The sequence below is a fragment of the Vibrio hannami genome (assembly GCF_029589055.1).
In the GTDB taxonomy this organism is placed as follows: Bacteria; Pseudomonadota; Gammaproteobacteria; order Enterobacterales; family Vibrionaceae; genus Vibrio; species Vibrio hannami.
In genome coordinates this window covers 1-15908 of sequence record NZ_JARQZP010000002.1, presented here as the reverse complement: position 1 = coordinate 15908, position 15908 = coordinate 1, and the positions used below count along the sequence as shown (strand labels likewise).

Sequence of the window (15908 nt, the reverse complement as noted above, 5' to 3'; positions counted from 1 at the left end):
TATAAATGTATGCAGTATTAATGTTTTCCTATGTTGAATATCGAGTTTTATTTGATTTTTCAATCTTGTTTATTTTTTAAAGTTTGAACTGGATCTTATATTTTTCGTTTTTTTTAGTGCTTGTTTTTAAAACTTAAAGTTTATAATTAATTAGATTTTTAATTGAATTTAATGCGAATGTATTCACTGGTTATTTACGGAGGTCACTAGTAATAAATTAATTATGATGGCTTTATTAGAAGAGTCTGGACGCAAAAAAGCCACCCGAAGGTGGCAATTAAATATTGTGCAGAAGGGAGGATTGCAACTGCTTACATCATTACACCAACACTCAGCAGTGCCATAATTAATACAGTTAGCATTCCTAACAGGGGAGCAACCCATTTTAACCAGCGAACATAAGGTACTCGGGCTATAGCTAGCCCTCCCATAACCACTGCGGAAGTTGGAGTCATCAGATTAACGATGCCGGATGCTGACTGGTAAGCGGTAACAACAAGCTCACGTCCTACACCTGCAAAATCAGCAAGCGGTGCCATGATTGGCATAGTTAGAACTGCCAAACCAGAAGAAGATGGAACCAGGAATGATAATAGAATTTCAAGCCAGTACATCACGTTGATAAACATGATTGAAGACAGTCCAGACACAATATGCTCTGCGGAGTGCAATATAGTATCTGTGATCATTCCTCTATCCATCACTACAACGATACCGCGAGCAATACCAATGATTAACGCAACGCCAAGAAGGTCGCGAGCGCCATCAATAAAGCTGGTAGTGAACTCTTCTTCACTCATGCGAGCAACAAGTCCAATTACAATGGTTGAACCAAGGAACATTGCCGAGATCTCAGCCATCCACCAACCAGCAATAGCTACGCCGTAGATCATGATTCCGAATGAAGCAGCAAACAGGCATAGAATCACTTTTCTTGTTGTTGTGAACTCAAGAGCCTCATCTGACTTATCTCCAAGGAAGTGTTTTTTGTTTTCTTCATACTTATCGTAAACAATGGATTTAGTTTTATCTGCGCGAACCATTTTGGCATAACGCATTACATAACCGACACAAAGAGCCCAGCCTACAGCAAGGATAATTACGCGTAGAATCATGCCATCAGTAAACGGGATACCAGCGGCGTTTGCTGCTATTACTGTTGCAAATGGGTTAATCGTAGAGCCCAGCGTACCGATACCTGCGCCTAACAACACCGTTGCAGCTGCGACCACCGGGTCAAATCTGGCTGCCATCATTACAGGTACAAGTAACGTATAGAAAGGTAGCGATTCTTCCGCCATACCATAGACAGTACCTCCCGCTGCAAAGAGTGCCATAAGAATAGGGATCATTAATTCCTCCCGCCCTTCTAGCTTATGGGTAACTCTTTCTATACCAGCGTCTATCGCTCCGGTTTTTGTCACTAGGCCTAGGAAGCCGCCAATGATAAGAATAAATAGCGATACATCAATTGCCGCTGCTTCATATGAGTTGTGGTCGTAAAAGCCATCTATTGGTGCGAGTAACACATCAACAATCCCCTGAGGGTTGCTCTCTACTGGCTGATAAGTTCCAGCTACTGGAACTTCTCTTCCCAACTCTTCGTTTAACTGTCTGTCGTACTGACCAGCAGGAACGATCCAGGTTAACAGTGCTACAACTGCGATTAAGAAAAATAAAATGGTATAAGCGGAAGGGAATTTAAAGTTGGCGAGGAAGCCACCTTTTTCCTGTTTATCTATTGCTTGTGTGGTCATCGTTATCTCCTTGCACCTTGACATTCTTCAGGGTGGAAAAATTCAGGGTGTAAAACGCCGCGCCAACCAGTTAGATCAGCGTAAAAATGTGAATTAAAAGAAATAAGTTTTGGTGCTATGAGAAGATCATAATTAGATATTAATTAGTTAACTTTGCTGTTTATCACATAAAAATTAGATATTAATTTTACAGTTGGTTCATATGGTGGTTTTGTTTGGGTTTGTTTTTGTTATAGATGGGTGAATATGCTTTTTATTATATGCGATGATTTTTAACAAGTTATTCAGGATTGAGTTGTAACAGTTCAGTCCCCATAAGGGATTTGGGTTATATCCAAATAAAGATTATTTTTAGTTATGCAGAGATTTGCGAAAAATAACCACCAAGCTTTTTGGGGGGATGCAGATAATGGAAAAACTATGCATATTTTTTCTTTGGTATGGAAACGGGTAGTAATTATCAAAATTTTGAGCCAGATCGAAAACCGCCGGCAATGAGCCAGCGGCGTATTCGTATTTTAACTATCAAATAGCTTGTTAAATTTCAAATAGATTGTTAAATACCATCTCTTTCGATGGGGCAGCTCATGCAACGAGCTCCACCTCGTCCTCTTCCTAGTTCATTCCCTGGGATAGGAAGCACTTTAATACCGGCTTTGTCATACTTTTCATTGGTATATACGTTGCGCTCATAACCAATAACAACGCCCGGTTTAACAGTCAGAACATTGTTTGCATCATTCCATTGCTCGCGTTCCGCTTCATAGTTATCACCACCAGTAGTAATAAGTTTTAGCTGGTCGACATCAAGAGCAGACTCTATGGCTTTCACGTAGTTTGGTAGCTGTTTTGCGTTGATACCACCCTCTTTATCAGGAGTGAGCCTCCATGTGTCCAGCTCACTGGTCATGATTTCGGGGTATACAGAGAAGGTGTCAATATCAATGTGTGTCATCACAGTATCCAGGTGCATACAGGATCGATGTTTAGGCAGGTTTAGTGCGATAACCTGAGATGCCTGACCTGCTTTGAATAAGCTAGCAGCGAGGTTTTCTACTCCTTGTGGTGTTGTTCTTTCTGACATACCAATGAGTACAGCACCTTTACCGATAACCAATACATCACCACCTTCGATATTTGCATTGTCGTAATGAAGGTCTTCGTCGCCGAAATACTTAATAAAATCACTTCCGGCAAATGTCGGATGCCAACGGTAGATTGCTCTTAGATGATTGGTTTCTCGTTGACGAGCTGGCTTCATCATAGGGTTCAATGATACGCCACCATAAACCCAGCATGACGTATCTCGGGTAAACAGGTGATTTGGAAGTGGTTCGATAACGAAATCCAGAGGTCGATGCATTTTGGGCAGCATCGAGGAAGACTCTAGTTTTAACTCGGAATATGCCAGGCCACCTAACAACACAGTAGCGAGATGCTCGTTATCCATTTCCGAAAGATAGTTGCGTAGGTCTCTTGCGAAAGTAGGGCCGTATCTGAAGTCAGATATCTGATTAATCAATAACCACTCTTTTGCATCAGGGACTGCTAGTGTTTCAACAAGTAAGTCATGAAGCAAAAAAACTTCGACATCCTGATCCCGGAGGGTCTGAGCAAATTTATCGTGCTCCTCTCCCGCCGCTTCAACTGCGAGAACATCATCAAATAGCAGTTCCTGGCAGTTAGAGGGGGTCAGGTGGGTTAGTGCTCTTTCTGGCCTATTAAGCAGAACGCGCCTAAGCTGGCCGACTTCTGAGCCTACGTACAATTTACTCATTATGTTTCCTTACAACGTTTCCTTTTCTACTTTATGGCAAGTATGAAACTATTTATCAAGCGCACCTGGTGATATTTTTATCTGCATATATTGTGTTATTTCGTTAATTGTTCTAATTTATTTTCTTTATTTGGTTTTTACTTCGATGTGACGTTCGTGAGTGAATATAGGTGAACTGAGTTTTTATGCTTTTGAGAGTTTTTTTGTTTTATGGAGATTATTAAGGGCTAACCAAATGATTTGCCGTAAATAAAAGCTAACAGACCGAATTGAAAGCTCAAATTCTATTCATCAACAAGGGATATTCTGTCATTTTTGCTATCTACTTATACAAAGGCTCAAAAACGATATTGTTCTAAAGTTAGCTTGCTCTCTCGTTAGTTGTTTCAATCGAGCAACGTAAATCCTCGAAGTCATAGAAATCAGATAAGCGATAAGCTCATTGCTGGTGGAAATTTGGTGCAATACATGCGATATTTCACCGCGACTTTCCTCTAACAATTTTGCAGAACTCCGGAGCATAGTATGTCTCAGCAAGATGAGTACCTAACGGTTGAAGAATTAATTGAAATCCAGAAAGAAGAAACTCGCGATATTATTGCGGCGCTTCTTGAAGATGGTAGTGAGCCGGATTCGCTTTATGAGATAGAGCATCATCTGTTTGCTGAAAGCTTTGAACAACTCGAGAAAGCGGTTGTGGAAGCGTTTAAGATGGGCTTCGAGGTTCTTGAAGCAGAAGAAACTGAAGATGAAGATGGCAATAAACTTCTGTGTTGTGATGCCACAATGGAATCTGCTCTGGATGCAGAAGTGATAGATGCTCAGGTTGAAAAGCTGGTTCACCTGGCTGAAAAATACGACATTATTTATGATGGTTGGGGTACTTACTACGAAGGTGAGGATGCCATCTATAATGAAGAAGACGAAGATGAAGAAGAGTAATCTTCGGTTAACGTTAAAATTATAACAAATCTAAATATCAATTAACCTTAACGTCAGTGCGCTAAAGTAAAGTGAACAGATGCCGAAACAGTAGTGTCAGACATAGATGCTATACTGTATATGTTCACTAAGAGTTATAAAATAACCTTATAAATTATTAGCTTATTTTTCGCGCTGCGTTGAGGTAACTATGTACCTATCTTTAATACAGAGAATAATCTTAGGATTCTCAGTTGTTATTGTCTTTGTTATCACCATAGGTGTTTCTTCCTATTACTCCCAATCTAAGATGGCAAAACAGCTTGACTTAACTGCCTCTACTTTGACTGAGATTCTTGATGAGTCCAATGTGCTGGTTCAGCACATCCAAAATGCCAATCGTGCGATGTTAGTGCATGCTAACAGCCAATCTGAAGAGAGAAGAAGTGAGTTACGTAATGCGTTTGAACAAGCATCTCTCTCTTATTATCAGGTTATAACGGAGCTGACAGAGAGCCTTGCAGGCTATCAGGAATTGCAAGGTGTTCTGATGGAGATTCAGGATGTCGCGGTAAATATTTTAAATGATGCAGAAGCGCACCTCTCTTTGCATGACCAACGTATCGAAGCCCGTCGACTGTCCACTGAAGAGCTTTATAAGTTTGAGGAAGAATTCCTATTTTTCCAACAAGATATGAAAGATCTGCTATTCGATGCCGAAGGTAACCAGCAGGCTAGCTGGGATATTGAGTTTATTCAGACTCAGGGTAAAGGGGCGGAAAGCTATATCCAGAAAGTTCTAGCAGCTTCGAACCAAGAGCAAGCAATCGCGATTCAAAAAGAACTCAACGCATATTTGGAGAGATTCAAAGAGAAGTCAGCCCGAATTATAAAGGAGCTGCCATTTAGTAAAGAAACTGTGGGCTTTTACGAGTCTCTACTCGAAAAAGCTGTCGTTGAGCCTGACGGGTTGTTACAGCTGCATTTGAAATATATTGCTATGAATGATGAAAGCCATGAACGACTTTCTCATATCGCTCTTGAGTTGGATGAAGTGATTGCTGACTCAACAGCTTTGATTGCAGAGATAAGAAGTATCGCGCAGAACGCGGTAAGTTCGGCAAAACAAGACTCTTCTGATTCTTTGACTCTTAATGCTGTATTAGTTTTGGTATCGGCATTCATCGCAATTGGTGTTGCATATACTGTAGTACTTGCGGTTCGCAAGCCTCTTATCGAAATTATTAAAAACCTGAAACAGTTAGAAAACGGCGATCTTACCCACCGAATTGATATCGATTTCCGATCTGAGTTAGGCAAGATAGGTTTGCATGTTAATCAACTTGCCGACCAGTTAAGTACTTTAATCGCCCAGATTCAACAGTCGGCTAACACCTTAAGTGATGTTGCTAGCGAAAGTCAGACAATGAGTGAGCAAACCAGTAACGATGTGGATCAGCAACAAAAACAGACTGATTCAATTGCTACCGCGGTGACGGAAATGGAGCATGTGGTACATGAAGTTGCTTCACATGCTGTAGAGACCAGTTCCGAAGTAGACAATGTTGTTCAGCTTGCCAATGGGAATATGCAAAACATGCAGAAAAACCAGGAGTTTGTGAACGAACTTCAGTCATCTCTGTCTGAAGCGACAACAGTTATTCAGGGTTTATCTAGTGAATCTGTTCAGATAGGTGAGATTCTGACAGTGATTCAGGCTATCTCTGAGCAAACTAACTTACTGGCATTGAATGCGGCTATTGAAGCGGCGAGGGCAGGAGAGCATGGCCGAGGATTTGCTGTTGTTGCGGATGAAGTACGATCTCTGGCGACTCGTACCCAGCAGTCAGCTGATGAAATCAACACCATGATTGTGAGCTTGCAAGAGAAGTCGAAGCAAGCCGTAACCATTGTTGAGTCCAATATGAGTCATGCTGAGCAGTCTGTAGAGCAGACAAACCAGACTTTTGATACGCTACAGGATATGGTCGCAAAACTAAGTGTTATCAATGATATGAGCCGTTCAATCGCAACTGCATCAGAAGAGCAAAGCGCGGTAGCGAAAGACGTTGCACAGAATATTGTTGGTATATCTGATATGGCGACAAATATTTCCAGAGACTCGCAGGAAGTTGCTCGTAACAGTGAATCTCTGAATAAGTTATCAACGGAACAATCGGAGTTGGTATCGCAATTTAAACTCTGACTTGTAAGCTAAAAGTCTTTAGCCAGAAAACAAAAATGATCTGGATCAATTTGTATAATTGCCCGTATAATTAAACAAATTTGATTCAGATCAATCTAATATGCAGTTATCTCTTGCCGGTTACTGGCAACTTTCACCTCTTACCGACCTTTCTATTCCTCAAGATGACATATTTGTTCCAGCACCTTTGAGCTCTGTTTTACCGGCATCAATGAATGAAGATCAAATTACTCAGCAGGAATGGCATTTAATGCACGATATTGAGGTGGATGATGCCATGCTGAATTTTCCTGCCATTGATCTTTTAGTGGGGGGGATTGACTATTTCAGTGAAGTGAGAGTAAACGGTGAGGCGGTGTTGGATTGTGATGGTACTCAGTTGATCTACAAAAAAGAGATCAAGCGATATCTGAATCCGGGAAGAAATCGATTTGAAATCTTGTTTCTGGAGCAAGAGGACGATTTACTGTTAGAAGAAGATCTTGCCTGTCCGTTAGGTGCGGCTATTCCAGATAAACGAGATCGTCGAATGGGAATATGGGAAGCGCCTTACCTCCAGTTTGTTCGTAATGTAAGGCTGGATCATATTGCAACTGAACAGATCTGGCATCACGGCGGTGGCTGTGAATTTAAAGTCGACCTGTTTTATCAGGTATACAACGCTGGGCTTGTTTCTGCATCGGTGACTTTTAATGGTATGACGTTACAGATCCCGATGGATATCAGATCAAATCAATGTAGTGCACTTTTTCAGGTAGAAGCTCCAATAACAGGAAGTGATAAAGAGGAAAGTAATTTCTATTTTCTTGAAGTTGAGTTAGATGGAGAGAAGCGAACTCTTCAGGTCGAACTGAATCCAGAAAAGAGCGTCAGTCACTATCCGGTTTAATCCCTTTAGAGTTGTTTAAGCATGCGTATTTCACAGTCTGTATGACCGGTATTGCCCATGGGCTTTGAAACTAGTTGAAAGCCAAGCTTGCGATAGAGCATTATTGCCTCTGTTAGCTCATTGGTTGTTTCAAGATAACACTGTGTGAAACCGGAGCCGCGAGCAAACTCAAAGCATAATTCAGCTAATTTACTTGCTATGCCTTTTCCTCTGGCCTCTGGAAGAAAGTACATTTTCTGCAATTCACATACACCATCTTCACCTGCTAGTGGTGCGATACCTGCCCCACCAACTACCTTACCTGAGAACTCTATTACCCAGTAGCGAGAATCTGGTTGATTGTAGACCTCATAAAGAGAATCCAGAGTTGGATCAGAAACGCTGTATCCTTTGTCTGCGGTCAATCCATATTCTGCAGAAACTTCTCTTATCACAGAAGCAACAGCAGCATTGTCAGAGCGTTCTATTGGGCGAATGGTTAGATTGGAAGGGGAGATGGAATCCATTGTTATCTCTTGCATTGGGTGATGCCAACCAAGTTAGTCCTGGCTGGCACCGAAGTCAAGAGAGCGGCCGGTACTAAGCAATGGCACCATGTGCTGGTACTGCTTTGCTGCGCATCCAGACTTTCTCATGAAAGTAGTAAGCGAATGAGTTGATAGTAGGTTCAATCGTAGCCATTACACCACCGATAAATGCATCACCAGTTAATAAATAAGTCACCGTAAAAGCTACGCTAAAATGGATTACGGCAAAGCTTGCTGTTTTTACCTGAGTGTTTCTTTCATTGCGTTTCAAGAAAGGAACTTTTTGCCAAACTTTTTCATGGAAGTAGAAAGCAACAGTGTTGATTGATGGCTCTATCATCGCTATCAAGCTGCCAATTAGTATGTCACCAGTTAAGATATAAGCGACAGCAGTTGCTATAGTGAAGTGGATAGCTGCAAAAGTAATTGTCTTGATCATAACGGTGTTCTCTATTTCGTTTACTTGATGCAAATAGTATTGATAATTATTCTCATTAAGTAAAGAGAAAATTGAATTATTAATTCAATAGAGAAAACCAATGAACTAAATCAGATGACGGAAGTGTGTTGATGGTCCAGGACAACCAGGCTAGTTTATTTTATGAGTGTGCATCTGAAGACCAGAGTAATAACCGGGATCTTCTCTGAGAAGCCTTAATTGCTCGTCGGTCATTCTTTTCAATGAGATACCTTTGGAGAGTTTTACGGCAACCTCACCACTATGTTGCCTTAGGGCAATGCCTTCTATTTCTACGTCTTTACTGTCTGAAAAATGGATCACTCCATTGATCTTCACGCCCAATGGGACAGGGTCTTCACTACGGAATAGTAAGCGCATTCCAAGCTCTGAAATCTCACACACCTGGAATATTTGACCTGATAGCTCTATAGAAGGTCTCTCTGCCTTAGGATAACGTAACCTGTAAAACTGGCGTCTTTCATGGTTTAGATCTTGTTTCATGATGAGTCTTCCAGAGCAATTTGATTAAAAGACAGTAGCTTCCACTTTCGCAGATGCTATTGTCAGTATAGTCAAATAATTAAACTTTGGTTGTGCGCAATATCTGAGTAACTAAGCAGGATTTAGTCCTTCTTTATGCAAATACCTTTCAACGGCTACATGAGTGATGAGCTGTGATAATATAGCGCTCATTCAAATAGACAGAGCGGCACCGAAATGAGCCAGATTTTAATAGTAATTCCAGCCAGATACGGTAGTACAAGATTACCGGGCAAACCTTTGCTGAAGATTGGCGGTATTGAGATGATTAAGCGGGTAGCAGCTATTGCGAATTATGTCAGCAGCCAATATGAGAGCTGTAGTTATGTAGTAGCGACAGATGACGCTCGAATTGAAAGCTTCTGTCACGAAAATGGCATTGCTTCTGTAATGACTTCAGAAAGCTGTAAAAGCGGTACTGATCGCAGCTGGGATGCGGTTAAGCATCTAGAGCAAAAGCCAGAGTTTGTTATCAATCTTCAGGGCGATAACCCACTTTGTCCTCCATGGTTTATTACAGCGCTGATTGATGAATGGTTAGAGAGTAAAACTACAGGCGTTTATACCGCTTATGTTCCTCTAAACTGGGAAGAGCTGGATAAGCTTCGTGAAGTGAAAAAGGTTACACCTTACAGCGGTACAACGGTTCAGATCGATCGCAGTGGTTATGCGCTTACCTTCAGTAAAAGTATTCTTCCGGTGTTGCGTAAAGAAGAATCTCTACGCGATAAAATGACTCTGTCGCCGGTTAAAAGACATATAGGTTTATATGCTTACACATATGAAGCTTTGGAAAACTTCTTCACCTGGGACGAAGGTGTATATGAAGCTTGCGAAGGTCTTGAGCAGATGCGCTTTATTGAAAATGAAACACCAATAAAAATGGTAGAAGTAGGCTATCAAGGGCGAGTTGGCATGAGTGGTGTCGATAGTCCTGAAGACATAGCAAGAGCTGAGGCAATCATTGAACAGTGCGGGGAGTTTGAGTTCCTTGCCGGATAAGTTCTCAGAGATAACTAAGAGTGTTGCAGGCTATCATTTTTCTGAATTGGATAGCCTGTTTTATTCTCTTAATATCGCTGATTCGGACTGGTCTTTGAGGGAGGCCAAGCATGAATTCAATCAACTTATCGACCGGGAATTAAGTGGGGTTAAGCCAGTTAAGTCACCAAAGTTGACTGTTATTTCTGGTATTCCATACTCAGGAAAAAGTACCTTTTTTAAGGCGCATAGCCATCTCTTTGTCGACAGTCTTGATATCGCCTTTGATAACATCATGCAGCGAATGAGCTTTTATCATCGTATAGCCCAAAGCGATCCCAGGCGAGCCTTCGAAAAGTGTGAGTTGCTTGCTAGGGTTATTGGATATGAGTTGCTAAATCGCGCAGCAGATAAAGGTGTGAACGTAGTTCTTGAGCATAGTTCAACTCCCTCACAGCACTTAGACCTGTATCTCTTAATACAGAAAGCATATGGCTATCAGATAGAGTTTATTTTTATTGATTGCTCTCTCGAGACTGCATTAAACAGAGCACAAACAGAAAACATGAAACGGGATGGAGAGAGATACACGCCACCCGAGTATATTGAGCAACGCTATAAGTTGCTGCAGAGCATGCTAAACAAGTATCAACAGCATTTTACTATTAAGGTTTATTCACAACATGAGCTTAACTTCAACACGAGTGATAGCAGTCAGACATGGCAACACCTTTAAAAAAGGCGATACGTTACTTCGCGTAGGTAAACGTACAGATCTTGACCTTGTCGAGACTGAAAAAGGCACCAGAGCAGGTCAGTACATCAAAGATCATGGCTACCAGGTTTCCCACATATTCAGTGGCCCACTAAAAAGACACATTCAGAGTACAGACTTAATCAACAATGTTCTGAATGTCGATAAAACCAGGATTACCATCGATGGGCGATTTAACGAGCTCGATTATGGTGAGCACGATGGAATGCCTGAAGCAGACATTGTTGAAGCTGTCGGAAAAGACGCGTTAGCGGCCTGGGATAAAGATGCGACAGTACCCACTGCATGGGATGTCGATGTAGAGCAGATTAAAAACGACTGGCATACATTTCTTCAGGAAGTAAGTGCAAACCATAGTGGTGAAGACGTGCTGGTGGTAACCAGTAACGGGCTACTCCGTTTTCTTCCATTTGTAATTGATTGCGACTATTCCGAACTGGAACTAAAAGTGCCTACCGGCGGCGTAGTTGTAATTGAAAAAACTGAGGATGAAAAATGGAATGTAGTAGAGTGGGGCGTTAAGCCATAAGTTATGAATAAGCGTTTATTACTATTGATGGCTACTGTTTTAAATATCCCTTTTTCGACCATGGCTGCGAGTTTTGAACAGCTTGCAATGGACAAATCGAATCCTCAGGTGATTGATTGCCGTGCTAGTGAATTTTACAACGGATGGCCAGAGCAGGGTGAAAAAGTAGGTGGGCATATTCCCGGAGCTGCTAATTTTTCAGCAAGCTGGTTACCTATGTTATCAGATGAAGCAATCTCTCATCAGCTGAATATGCGTGGCCTGATAGCAGATAAAGTGACGTATCTGTATGGTTGCCCGGAATCTCAGAATGAACTCAAAAATAAGCTGGCTCAGTTAGGTTTTAAAAATGTACAGACCATTGAACAACCTGTCTCTGAATACTCCAAAAAGTTGGTAGCACTTGATAACTATGAGCAACTTGTCTCTGCGAGCTGGTTAGCTAACCTCATTAGTGGAAAAGATGTCGTCGCTCAACCTGCTGGTGGTTTTAAAGTGGTGGCGGTTGCCTGGGGACCGCCTACCAAGCATTTGGTTTCCCATGTTCCTGGAGCACTTTACCTGAATACGAACTTGCTTGAAACCGAAGAGAATAACTGGAACAGGGTATCAGCGGATAAGCTTAAGAGCCTTCTTGAAGAGATGGGTATTCGCCACGACACAACGGTTATTCTTTACGACAGAAATACTATAGCGGCTTTTCGTGCTGCAAATCTGTTTATGTATGCTGGCGTTAAGGATGTGCGTGTCCTTGATGGTGGATGGAGTGCCTGGAATCAAAATGGTAATCCTACAGAACCCCTGATGAATGATGAGGCTTCGCCTGTTGATTTTGGTATCGATGTACCAGCTAAACCGGAATACGCGATTGATATTCCAGAAGCTAAGCAGCTTTTAGTTGACCCAGAAAAATCTTCACTTGTGAGCATTCGCAGCTGGGATGAGTTTACCGGAACAACCAGCGGTTATAGCTATATCGAAAAAGCTGGCCGTATTAAAGGTTCACGCTGGGGGCACGCAGGTTCGGATCCTTATCATATGGAAGACTTCCATAATCCGGACGGTACAATGTTAAGTGCTGATCTGATCAGCAAGAACTGGTCGGAATGGGGGATTCACGAAAGCCAGAATGTTGCCTTTTTCTGCGGAACAGGATGGCGTGCATCAGAAGCATTTTTCTACGCCCATGTAATGGGATGGAAAAGCGTCAGCGTATTCGATGGTGGCTGGTATGAATGGAGTATGGATGACGCTAACCCGGTCGAAGTTGGAGAACCCAGATAACTAATCAAAGCCTGTGCTTATCACACAGGCTTTTTTGACTGGGCTGCGTCAAAGATATTTTCTCACGATGTGCAGCTTTACTAGCATTTGGATCATCATGATCCAAATGCTAGTAAAGCTGCACATCTCCAAAAAGTAATACGCCTAATAAGCTAAAGCTCCTGAGCGATCTGTATTAATATAGGCTTCTGGTCGTTGACTAAGGTATTGAGGCACATAAGGTTATGATAGAGCAGACATTAAAGCAGTATTTTGGATTTGATACGCTAAGAACCGGACAGGAAAAGGTGATCACTGATGTTCTGAATGGACGCTCTGCTGCGGCTATCTTTCCAACAGGTTCAGGGAAGTCCTTATGCTATCAGCTACCCGCCTTACAATTGCCGCATCTGACACTGGTTATATCTCCACTTCTGGCTTTGATAAAAGATCAGGTGGACTTTCTGCAGAGCAAAGGAATTGCTGCCGCCAGTATTGATTCCTCTCAGGACAGGGAAACAACTCAAAGAATCATGCAACAAGCCAGAAATGGTGAGCTTAAGATATTGATGATCTCAGTAGAGCGCCTCAAGAATGAGCGTTTCCGGCAGTTTATCTCACAAGTACCTATCTCTCTGCTGGTGGTCGATGAAGCACACTGTATTTCTGAGTGGGGACATAATTTTCGCCCAGACTATCTTAAGCTGCCTTTTTACCGTCAAAGTCTGAACATTCCTCAGGTGCTTTTACTCACTGCTACTGCTACGCCAGAAGTCATATCTGATATGTCGAGCAAGTTTAATATCGATCGGGATGCGGTGACAGTTACAGGCTTTTATCGCAGTAATCTGGAATTAAAAGTGATTCCAAGCAGTGAAGAACAGAAAGCATCTAAACTACTTGAATTGATTCAGCATGACCCTTTGGCTCCAACGGTTGTCTACGTGACTTTGCAAAAAACGGCAGAACAGGTTGCTCAATCACTACAAAGGTCAGGGATAAACGCATCGGCTTATCATGCCGGGCTTTCCAGTGATATTCGAGAATCAATACAACAACAATTTATGCAGGGCAACACGCCGTGCATTGTAGCAACCATCGCATTTGGAATGGGGATTGATAAGTCTGATATTCGCCGAGTTATCCATTTTGATTTACCTAAATCGATAGAAAACTATTCCCAGGAAATCGGACGGGCAGGTCGTGATGGATTGCATTCTGAGTGCACGATTCTGGCGAATACCAATGGATTAAACACGCTGGAAAACTTTATTTATGGAGATACTCCAGACAAATCGGCAATAGCTTATGTTATCGAACAGATCTATGCATGCGAGAGTGACTGGGAGGTGATGCTCAGTAAGCTTTCCCGTGATAGCAACATACGGCAGCTACCGTTAAAAACTTTGCTGGTGTATCTCGAACTGCATAACATTATTCAATCCCAGTACAGCTACTTCGCAGACTATCGATTTAAGCTTATTAGTAGTGAGCAGGAAATCGTAAGTCGTTTTTCTGATGAGAGACGTTCTTTTGTTGAAGCCATCTTTCAGTGTTCCAAAAAGGCGAGAACCTGGTACAGTTTGGATTTCGATGCACTTTGGATGACTTACGGTGCAGATAGAAAAAGAGTAGTTGCAGCTATCGACTACTTTAACGAAAAAGGTTGGATTGAGTTAGAAAGCAAGCAGATTACGGATGTCTATAAGGTAGTAAACAGAACTATAGAAAAGCAGCAACTGGTGGATTCTATTTATCAGCTTTTCTCACAGAAGGAGCGAAACGAGATAAACCGAATTCATGCGATGGTTGATTTCTTCCAGAGCAAGCAATGCCTTAGTTATTCACTTGCGAATTATTTTTCAGATAACCAAGCGCCTCAGCAGTGTGGTCACTGCTCTGTCTGTAAGGGAAGGATTGCCAGTCTCACAGATATAGAGCTGCCAACTATAAATAATGAACTGTTGGTGCAATGGGTTCGGCCTTACAAGCAGGCAAGTGACTTAGAACTATCGTCAAAAGCAATTACTCGTTATCTATGTGGTATTGCAACACCACTTAGTACAAAGTTAAAAGCCAGTAAAATGGAAGGATTCAGTAAGTTAGAAGCTTATCCATTTGCTCTTGTTGAAGCAAAAGTCATAGAGATTGAAGGTAACTTCTAGTGCTCAGGGCGCAATGCACTTCCACATTGAGCCCCTATTCACATTGATTTTTAACTGAATAGCTTTCTTAGCTAGTTGATTTGTCATACTCAGCTTCAAGTTCAGCCGCTTTTTGTGCTGCTGGCCTTTCGTTTAGTGCCTTCAAGTAGGACTGAAGTGCCGGGTACTCTTCAAGCAAGCCAAGTGCTGCTGACATTTCAATAATGAAGGAAAGAAGAATATCCGCCGCAGTAAACTGTTCGCCAACAAGCCATTTGTTTTCCGCTAAGTGGTTATTCAGGTAACCTAAAATCAGGGCCAATTCCTGCTTGCTGTAACCATCCAGAAAACGTGTTTCACTGCCGTCTATTTTCAGGAAGTAATGCAATAAAAGAGGAAGCGCTGCTGAGCTTTCAGCAAAGTGTAGCCACTGCAAGTAAAGCTGATACTGATCTGAGTCTTTCGCCGGAACCAGAGATTCCGATGCAAATCTATCTGCAAGGTACTCTGTGATAGCTCCTGACTCTGCTAATACATTCCCACCTTCTTCTATAACCGGAGATTTACCTAATGGGTGAATTTCCTTTAATTCTGGTGGAGCCAGATTAGTCTCCGGGACTCTTTGATAAGCCTTAACCTGATAAGGAACCTGTAGCTCTTCCAGTAACCATATAATGCGTTTTGAACGTGATTTATTGAGGTGGTGTAGAGTAATCATTAGCTGACCTTTTAATAATGGGATATGTATTTACTCTAACAATGCTTAAATAAAATTGCAATCAATTATATTGTGTGCAATTTTAATGTTTTAAAGGTAAAGTACATGAGTCGATGCAAGAGTCTAATGATCAGCCTGATTAGGCAATATCAAATCAGATAAGTTGTTGTGAGAGGTCTATTTGAACAGATGAAAAGGCAATTGATATCACGGCCTAAGCCTAATTTTATGCTTTATATAGATGTTTTTGCCCAATAAATATGCTGTTTGTTTAATAATTGCGCGGTTGAAAAAAATATTCAAAAAAAGGCTTGTGCAATCTCGAGAGCTCCCTATAATGCGCATCCACCGACACGGAGTGTGATGCAAATCACCAAGTGTATGGAATTAGCAAGACATAGAGACTTGTTAATTAAATTGC

Annotated in this window: 14 protein-coding genes; 8 read left to right on the top strand and 6 right to left on the bottom strand. The window is 41.7% G+C overall.

What is annotated here, in order from left to right; translation table 11 throughout:
* Positions 1–311: 311 nt before the first annotated feature.
* Complete coding sequence (locus P7F88_RS01050) at positions 312–1757, bottom strand: YfcC family protein (protein WP_277821512.1); 1446 nt, start codon at positions 1755–1757, stop codon at positions 312–314.
* A gap of 556 nt (positions 1758–2313) precedes the next feature.
* Positions 2314–3534: an arginine deiminase gene (arcA, locus tag P7F88_RS01045; RefSeq protein ID WP_277821511.1), complete on the bottom strand. Its 1221-nt coding sequence runs from the start codon at positions 3532–3534 to the stop codon at positions 2314–2316.
* Positions 3535–4059: 525 nt separating this feature from the next.
* Between arcA and rraB the strand changes: the two genes are divergently transcribed.
* The 3 genes from rraB to P7F88_RS01030 all read left to right on the top strand — a co-directional run bounded on the left by rraB (position 4060) and on the right by P7F88_RS01030 (position 7550).
* The gene (gene rraB, locus P7F88_RS01040; RefSeq protein ID WP_277821510.1) at positions 4060–4476 is read left to right on the top strand and encodes a ribonuclease E inhibitor RraB; all 417 of its coding nucleotides are present in this window, start codon (positions 4060–4062) and stop codon (positions 4474–4476) included.
* Positions 4477–4666: 190 nt separating this feature from the next.
* Positions 4667–6661 carry a methyl-accepting chemotaxis protein gene (locus P7F88_RS01035; protein ID WP_277821509.1) on the top strand — a complete coding sequence of 665 codons (1995 nt, stop codon included), beginning with the start codon at positions 4667–4669 and terminating at the stop codon, positions 6659–6661.
* Between the two features lie 100 nt (positions 6662–6761).
* Positions 6762–7550, top strand: coding sequence for a glycosyl hydrolase 2 galactose-binding domain-containing protein (locus tag P7F88_RS01030; RefSeq protein WP_277821508.1), 789 nt, complete (start codon positions 6762–6764; stop codon positions 7548–7550).
* Positions 7551–7555: 5 nt separating this feature from the next.
* Here P7F88_RS01030 and P7F88_RS01025 read toward each other — a convergent pair whose 3' ends face one another.
* The 3 genes from P7F88_RS01025 to P7F88_RS01015 all read right to left on the bottom strand — a co-directional run bounded on the left by P7F88_RS01025 (position 7556) and on the right by P7F88_RS01015 (position 9038).
* Entirely contained in the window at positions 7556–8056 is a 501-nt protein-coding gene (locus P7F88_RS01025) for a GNAT family N-acetyltransferase (protein WP_277821507.1), read from the bottom strand.
* Positions 8057–8129: 73 nt separating this feature from the next.
* Positions 8130–8516 (bottom strand): DUF2061 domain-containing protein, encoded by a 387-nt coding sequence (locus P7F88_RS01020; protein ID WP_277821506.1) that lies wholly within the window; start codon positions 8514–8516, stop codon positions 8130–8132.
* Between the two features lie 150 nt (positions 8517–8666).
* The gene (locus tag P7F88_RS01015; RefSeq protein ID WP_277821505.1) at positions 8667–9038 is read right to left on the bottom strand and encodes a PilZ domain-containing protein; all 372 of its coding nucleotides are present in this window, start codon (positions 9036–9038) and stop codon (positions 8667–8669) included.
* Between the two features lie 216 nt (positions 9039–9254).
* Here P7F88_RS01015 and P7F88_RS01010 point away from each other — a divergent pair, with 216 nt between their 5' ends.
* From P7F88_RS01010 to P7F88_RS00990, 5 genes are all read left to right on the top strand, one after another.
* Positions 9255–10079 (top strand): 3-deoxy-manno-octulosonate cytidylyltransferase family protein, encoded by an 825-nt coding sequence (locus P7F88_RS01010; RefSeq protein WP_277821504.1) that lies wholly within the window; start codon positions 9255–9257, stop codon positions 10077–10079.
* Complete coding sequence (locus P7F88_RS01005; RefSeq protein ID WP_277821503.1) at positions 10069–10794, top strand: zeta toxin family protein; 726 nt, start codon at positions 10069–10071, stop codon at positions 10792–10794. The genes P7F88_RS01010 and P7F88_RS01005 overlap by 11 nt, the downstream gene beginning before the upstream one ends.
* Entirely contained in the window at positions 10742–11362 is a 621-nt protein-coding gene (locus P7F88_RS01000) for a histidine phosphatase family protein (RefSeq protein ID WP_277821502.1), read from the top strand. The genes P7F88_RS01005 and P7F88_RS01000 overlap by 53 nt, the downstream gene beginning before the upstream one ends.
* A gap of 3 nt (positions 11363–11365) precedes the next feature.
* Complete coding sequence (locus tag P7F88_RS00995; RefSeq protein ID WP_277821501.1) at positions 11366–12646, top strand: rhodanese-like domain-containing protein; 1281 nt, start codon at positions 11366–11368, stop codon at positions 12644–12646.
* Between the two features lie 224 nt (positions 12647–12870).
* Complete coding sequence (locus P7F88_RS00990; protein WP_277821500.1) at positions 12871–14790, top strand: RecQ family ATP-dependent DNA helicase; 1920 nt, start codon at positions 12871–12873, stop codon at positions 14788–14790.
* Between the two features lie 67 nt (positions 14791–14857).
* Here P7F88_RS00990 and P7F88_RS00985 read toward each other — a convergent pair whose 3' ends face one another.
* Positions 14858–15487, bottom strand: coding sequence for a glutathione S-transferase family protein (locus P7F88_RS00985; protein WP_277821499.1), 630 nt, complete (start codon positions 15485–15487; stop codon positions 14858–14860).
* Between the last annotated feature and the right edge of the window lie 421 nt (positions 15488–15908).

What these genes read in the sequence shown, in the direction of transcription:
- P7F88_RS01025 (WP_277821507.1), bottom strand. Translation starts at nt 8,056, where the DNA reads ATGGATTCCATCTCCCCTTCCAATCTAACCATTCGCCCAATAGAACGC.
- P7F88_RS01000 (WP_277821502.1), top strand. Translation starts at nt 10,742, where the DNA reads ATGAGCTTAACTTCAACACGAGTGATAGCAGTCAGACATGGCAACACC.
- P7F88_RS00995 (WP_277821501.1), top strand. Translation starts at nt 11,366, where the DNA reads ATGAATAAGCGTTTATTACTATTGATGGCTACTGTTTTAAATATCCCT.
- P7F88_RS01030 (WP_277821508.1), top strand. Translation starts at nt 6,762, where the DNA reads ATGCAGTTATCTCTTGCCGGTTACTGGCAACTTTCACCTCTTACCGAC.
- P7F88_RS00985 (WP_277821499.1), bottom strand. Translation starts at nt 15,487, where the DNA reads ATGATTACTCTACACCACCTCAATAAATCACGTTCAAAACGCATTATA.
- P7F88_RS01015 (WP_277821505.1), bottom strand. Translation starts at nt 9,038, where the DNA reads ATGAAACAAGATCTAAACCATGAAAGACGCCAGTTTTACAGGTTACGT.
- P7F88_RS01050 (WP_277821512.1), bottom strand. Translation starts at nt 1,757, where the DNA reads ATGACCACACAAGCAATAGATAAACAGGAAAAAGGTGGCTTCCTCGCC.
- P7F88_RS00990 (WP_277821500.1), top strand. Translation starts at nt 12,871, where the DNA reads ATGATAGAGCAGACATTAAAGCAGTATTTTGGATTTGATACGCTAAGA.
- arcA (WP_277821511.1), bottom strand. Translation starts at nt 3,534, where the DNA reads ATGAGTAAATTGTACGTAGGCTCAGAAGTCGGCCAGCTTAGGCGCGTT.
- P7F88_RS01010 (WP_277821504.1), top strand. Translation starts at nt 9,255, where the DNA reads ATGAGCCAGATTTTAATAGTAATTCCAGCCAGATACGGTAGTACAAGA.
- P7F88_RS01020 (WP_277821506.1), bottom strand. Translation starts at nt 8,516, where the DNA reads ATGATCAAGACAATTACTTTTGCAGCTATCCACTTCACTATAGCAACT.
- rraB (WP_277821510.1), top strand. Translation starts at nt 4,060, where the DNA reads ATGTCTCAGCAAGATGAGTACCTAACGGTTGAAGAATTAATTGAAATC.
- P7F88_RS01035 (WP_277821509.1), top strand. Translation starts at nt 4,667, where the DNA reads ATGTACCTATCTTTAATACAGAGAATAATCTTAGGATTCTCAGTTGTT.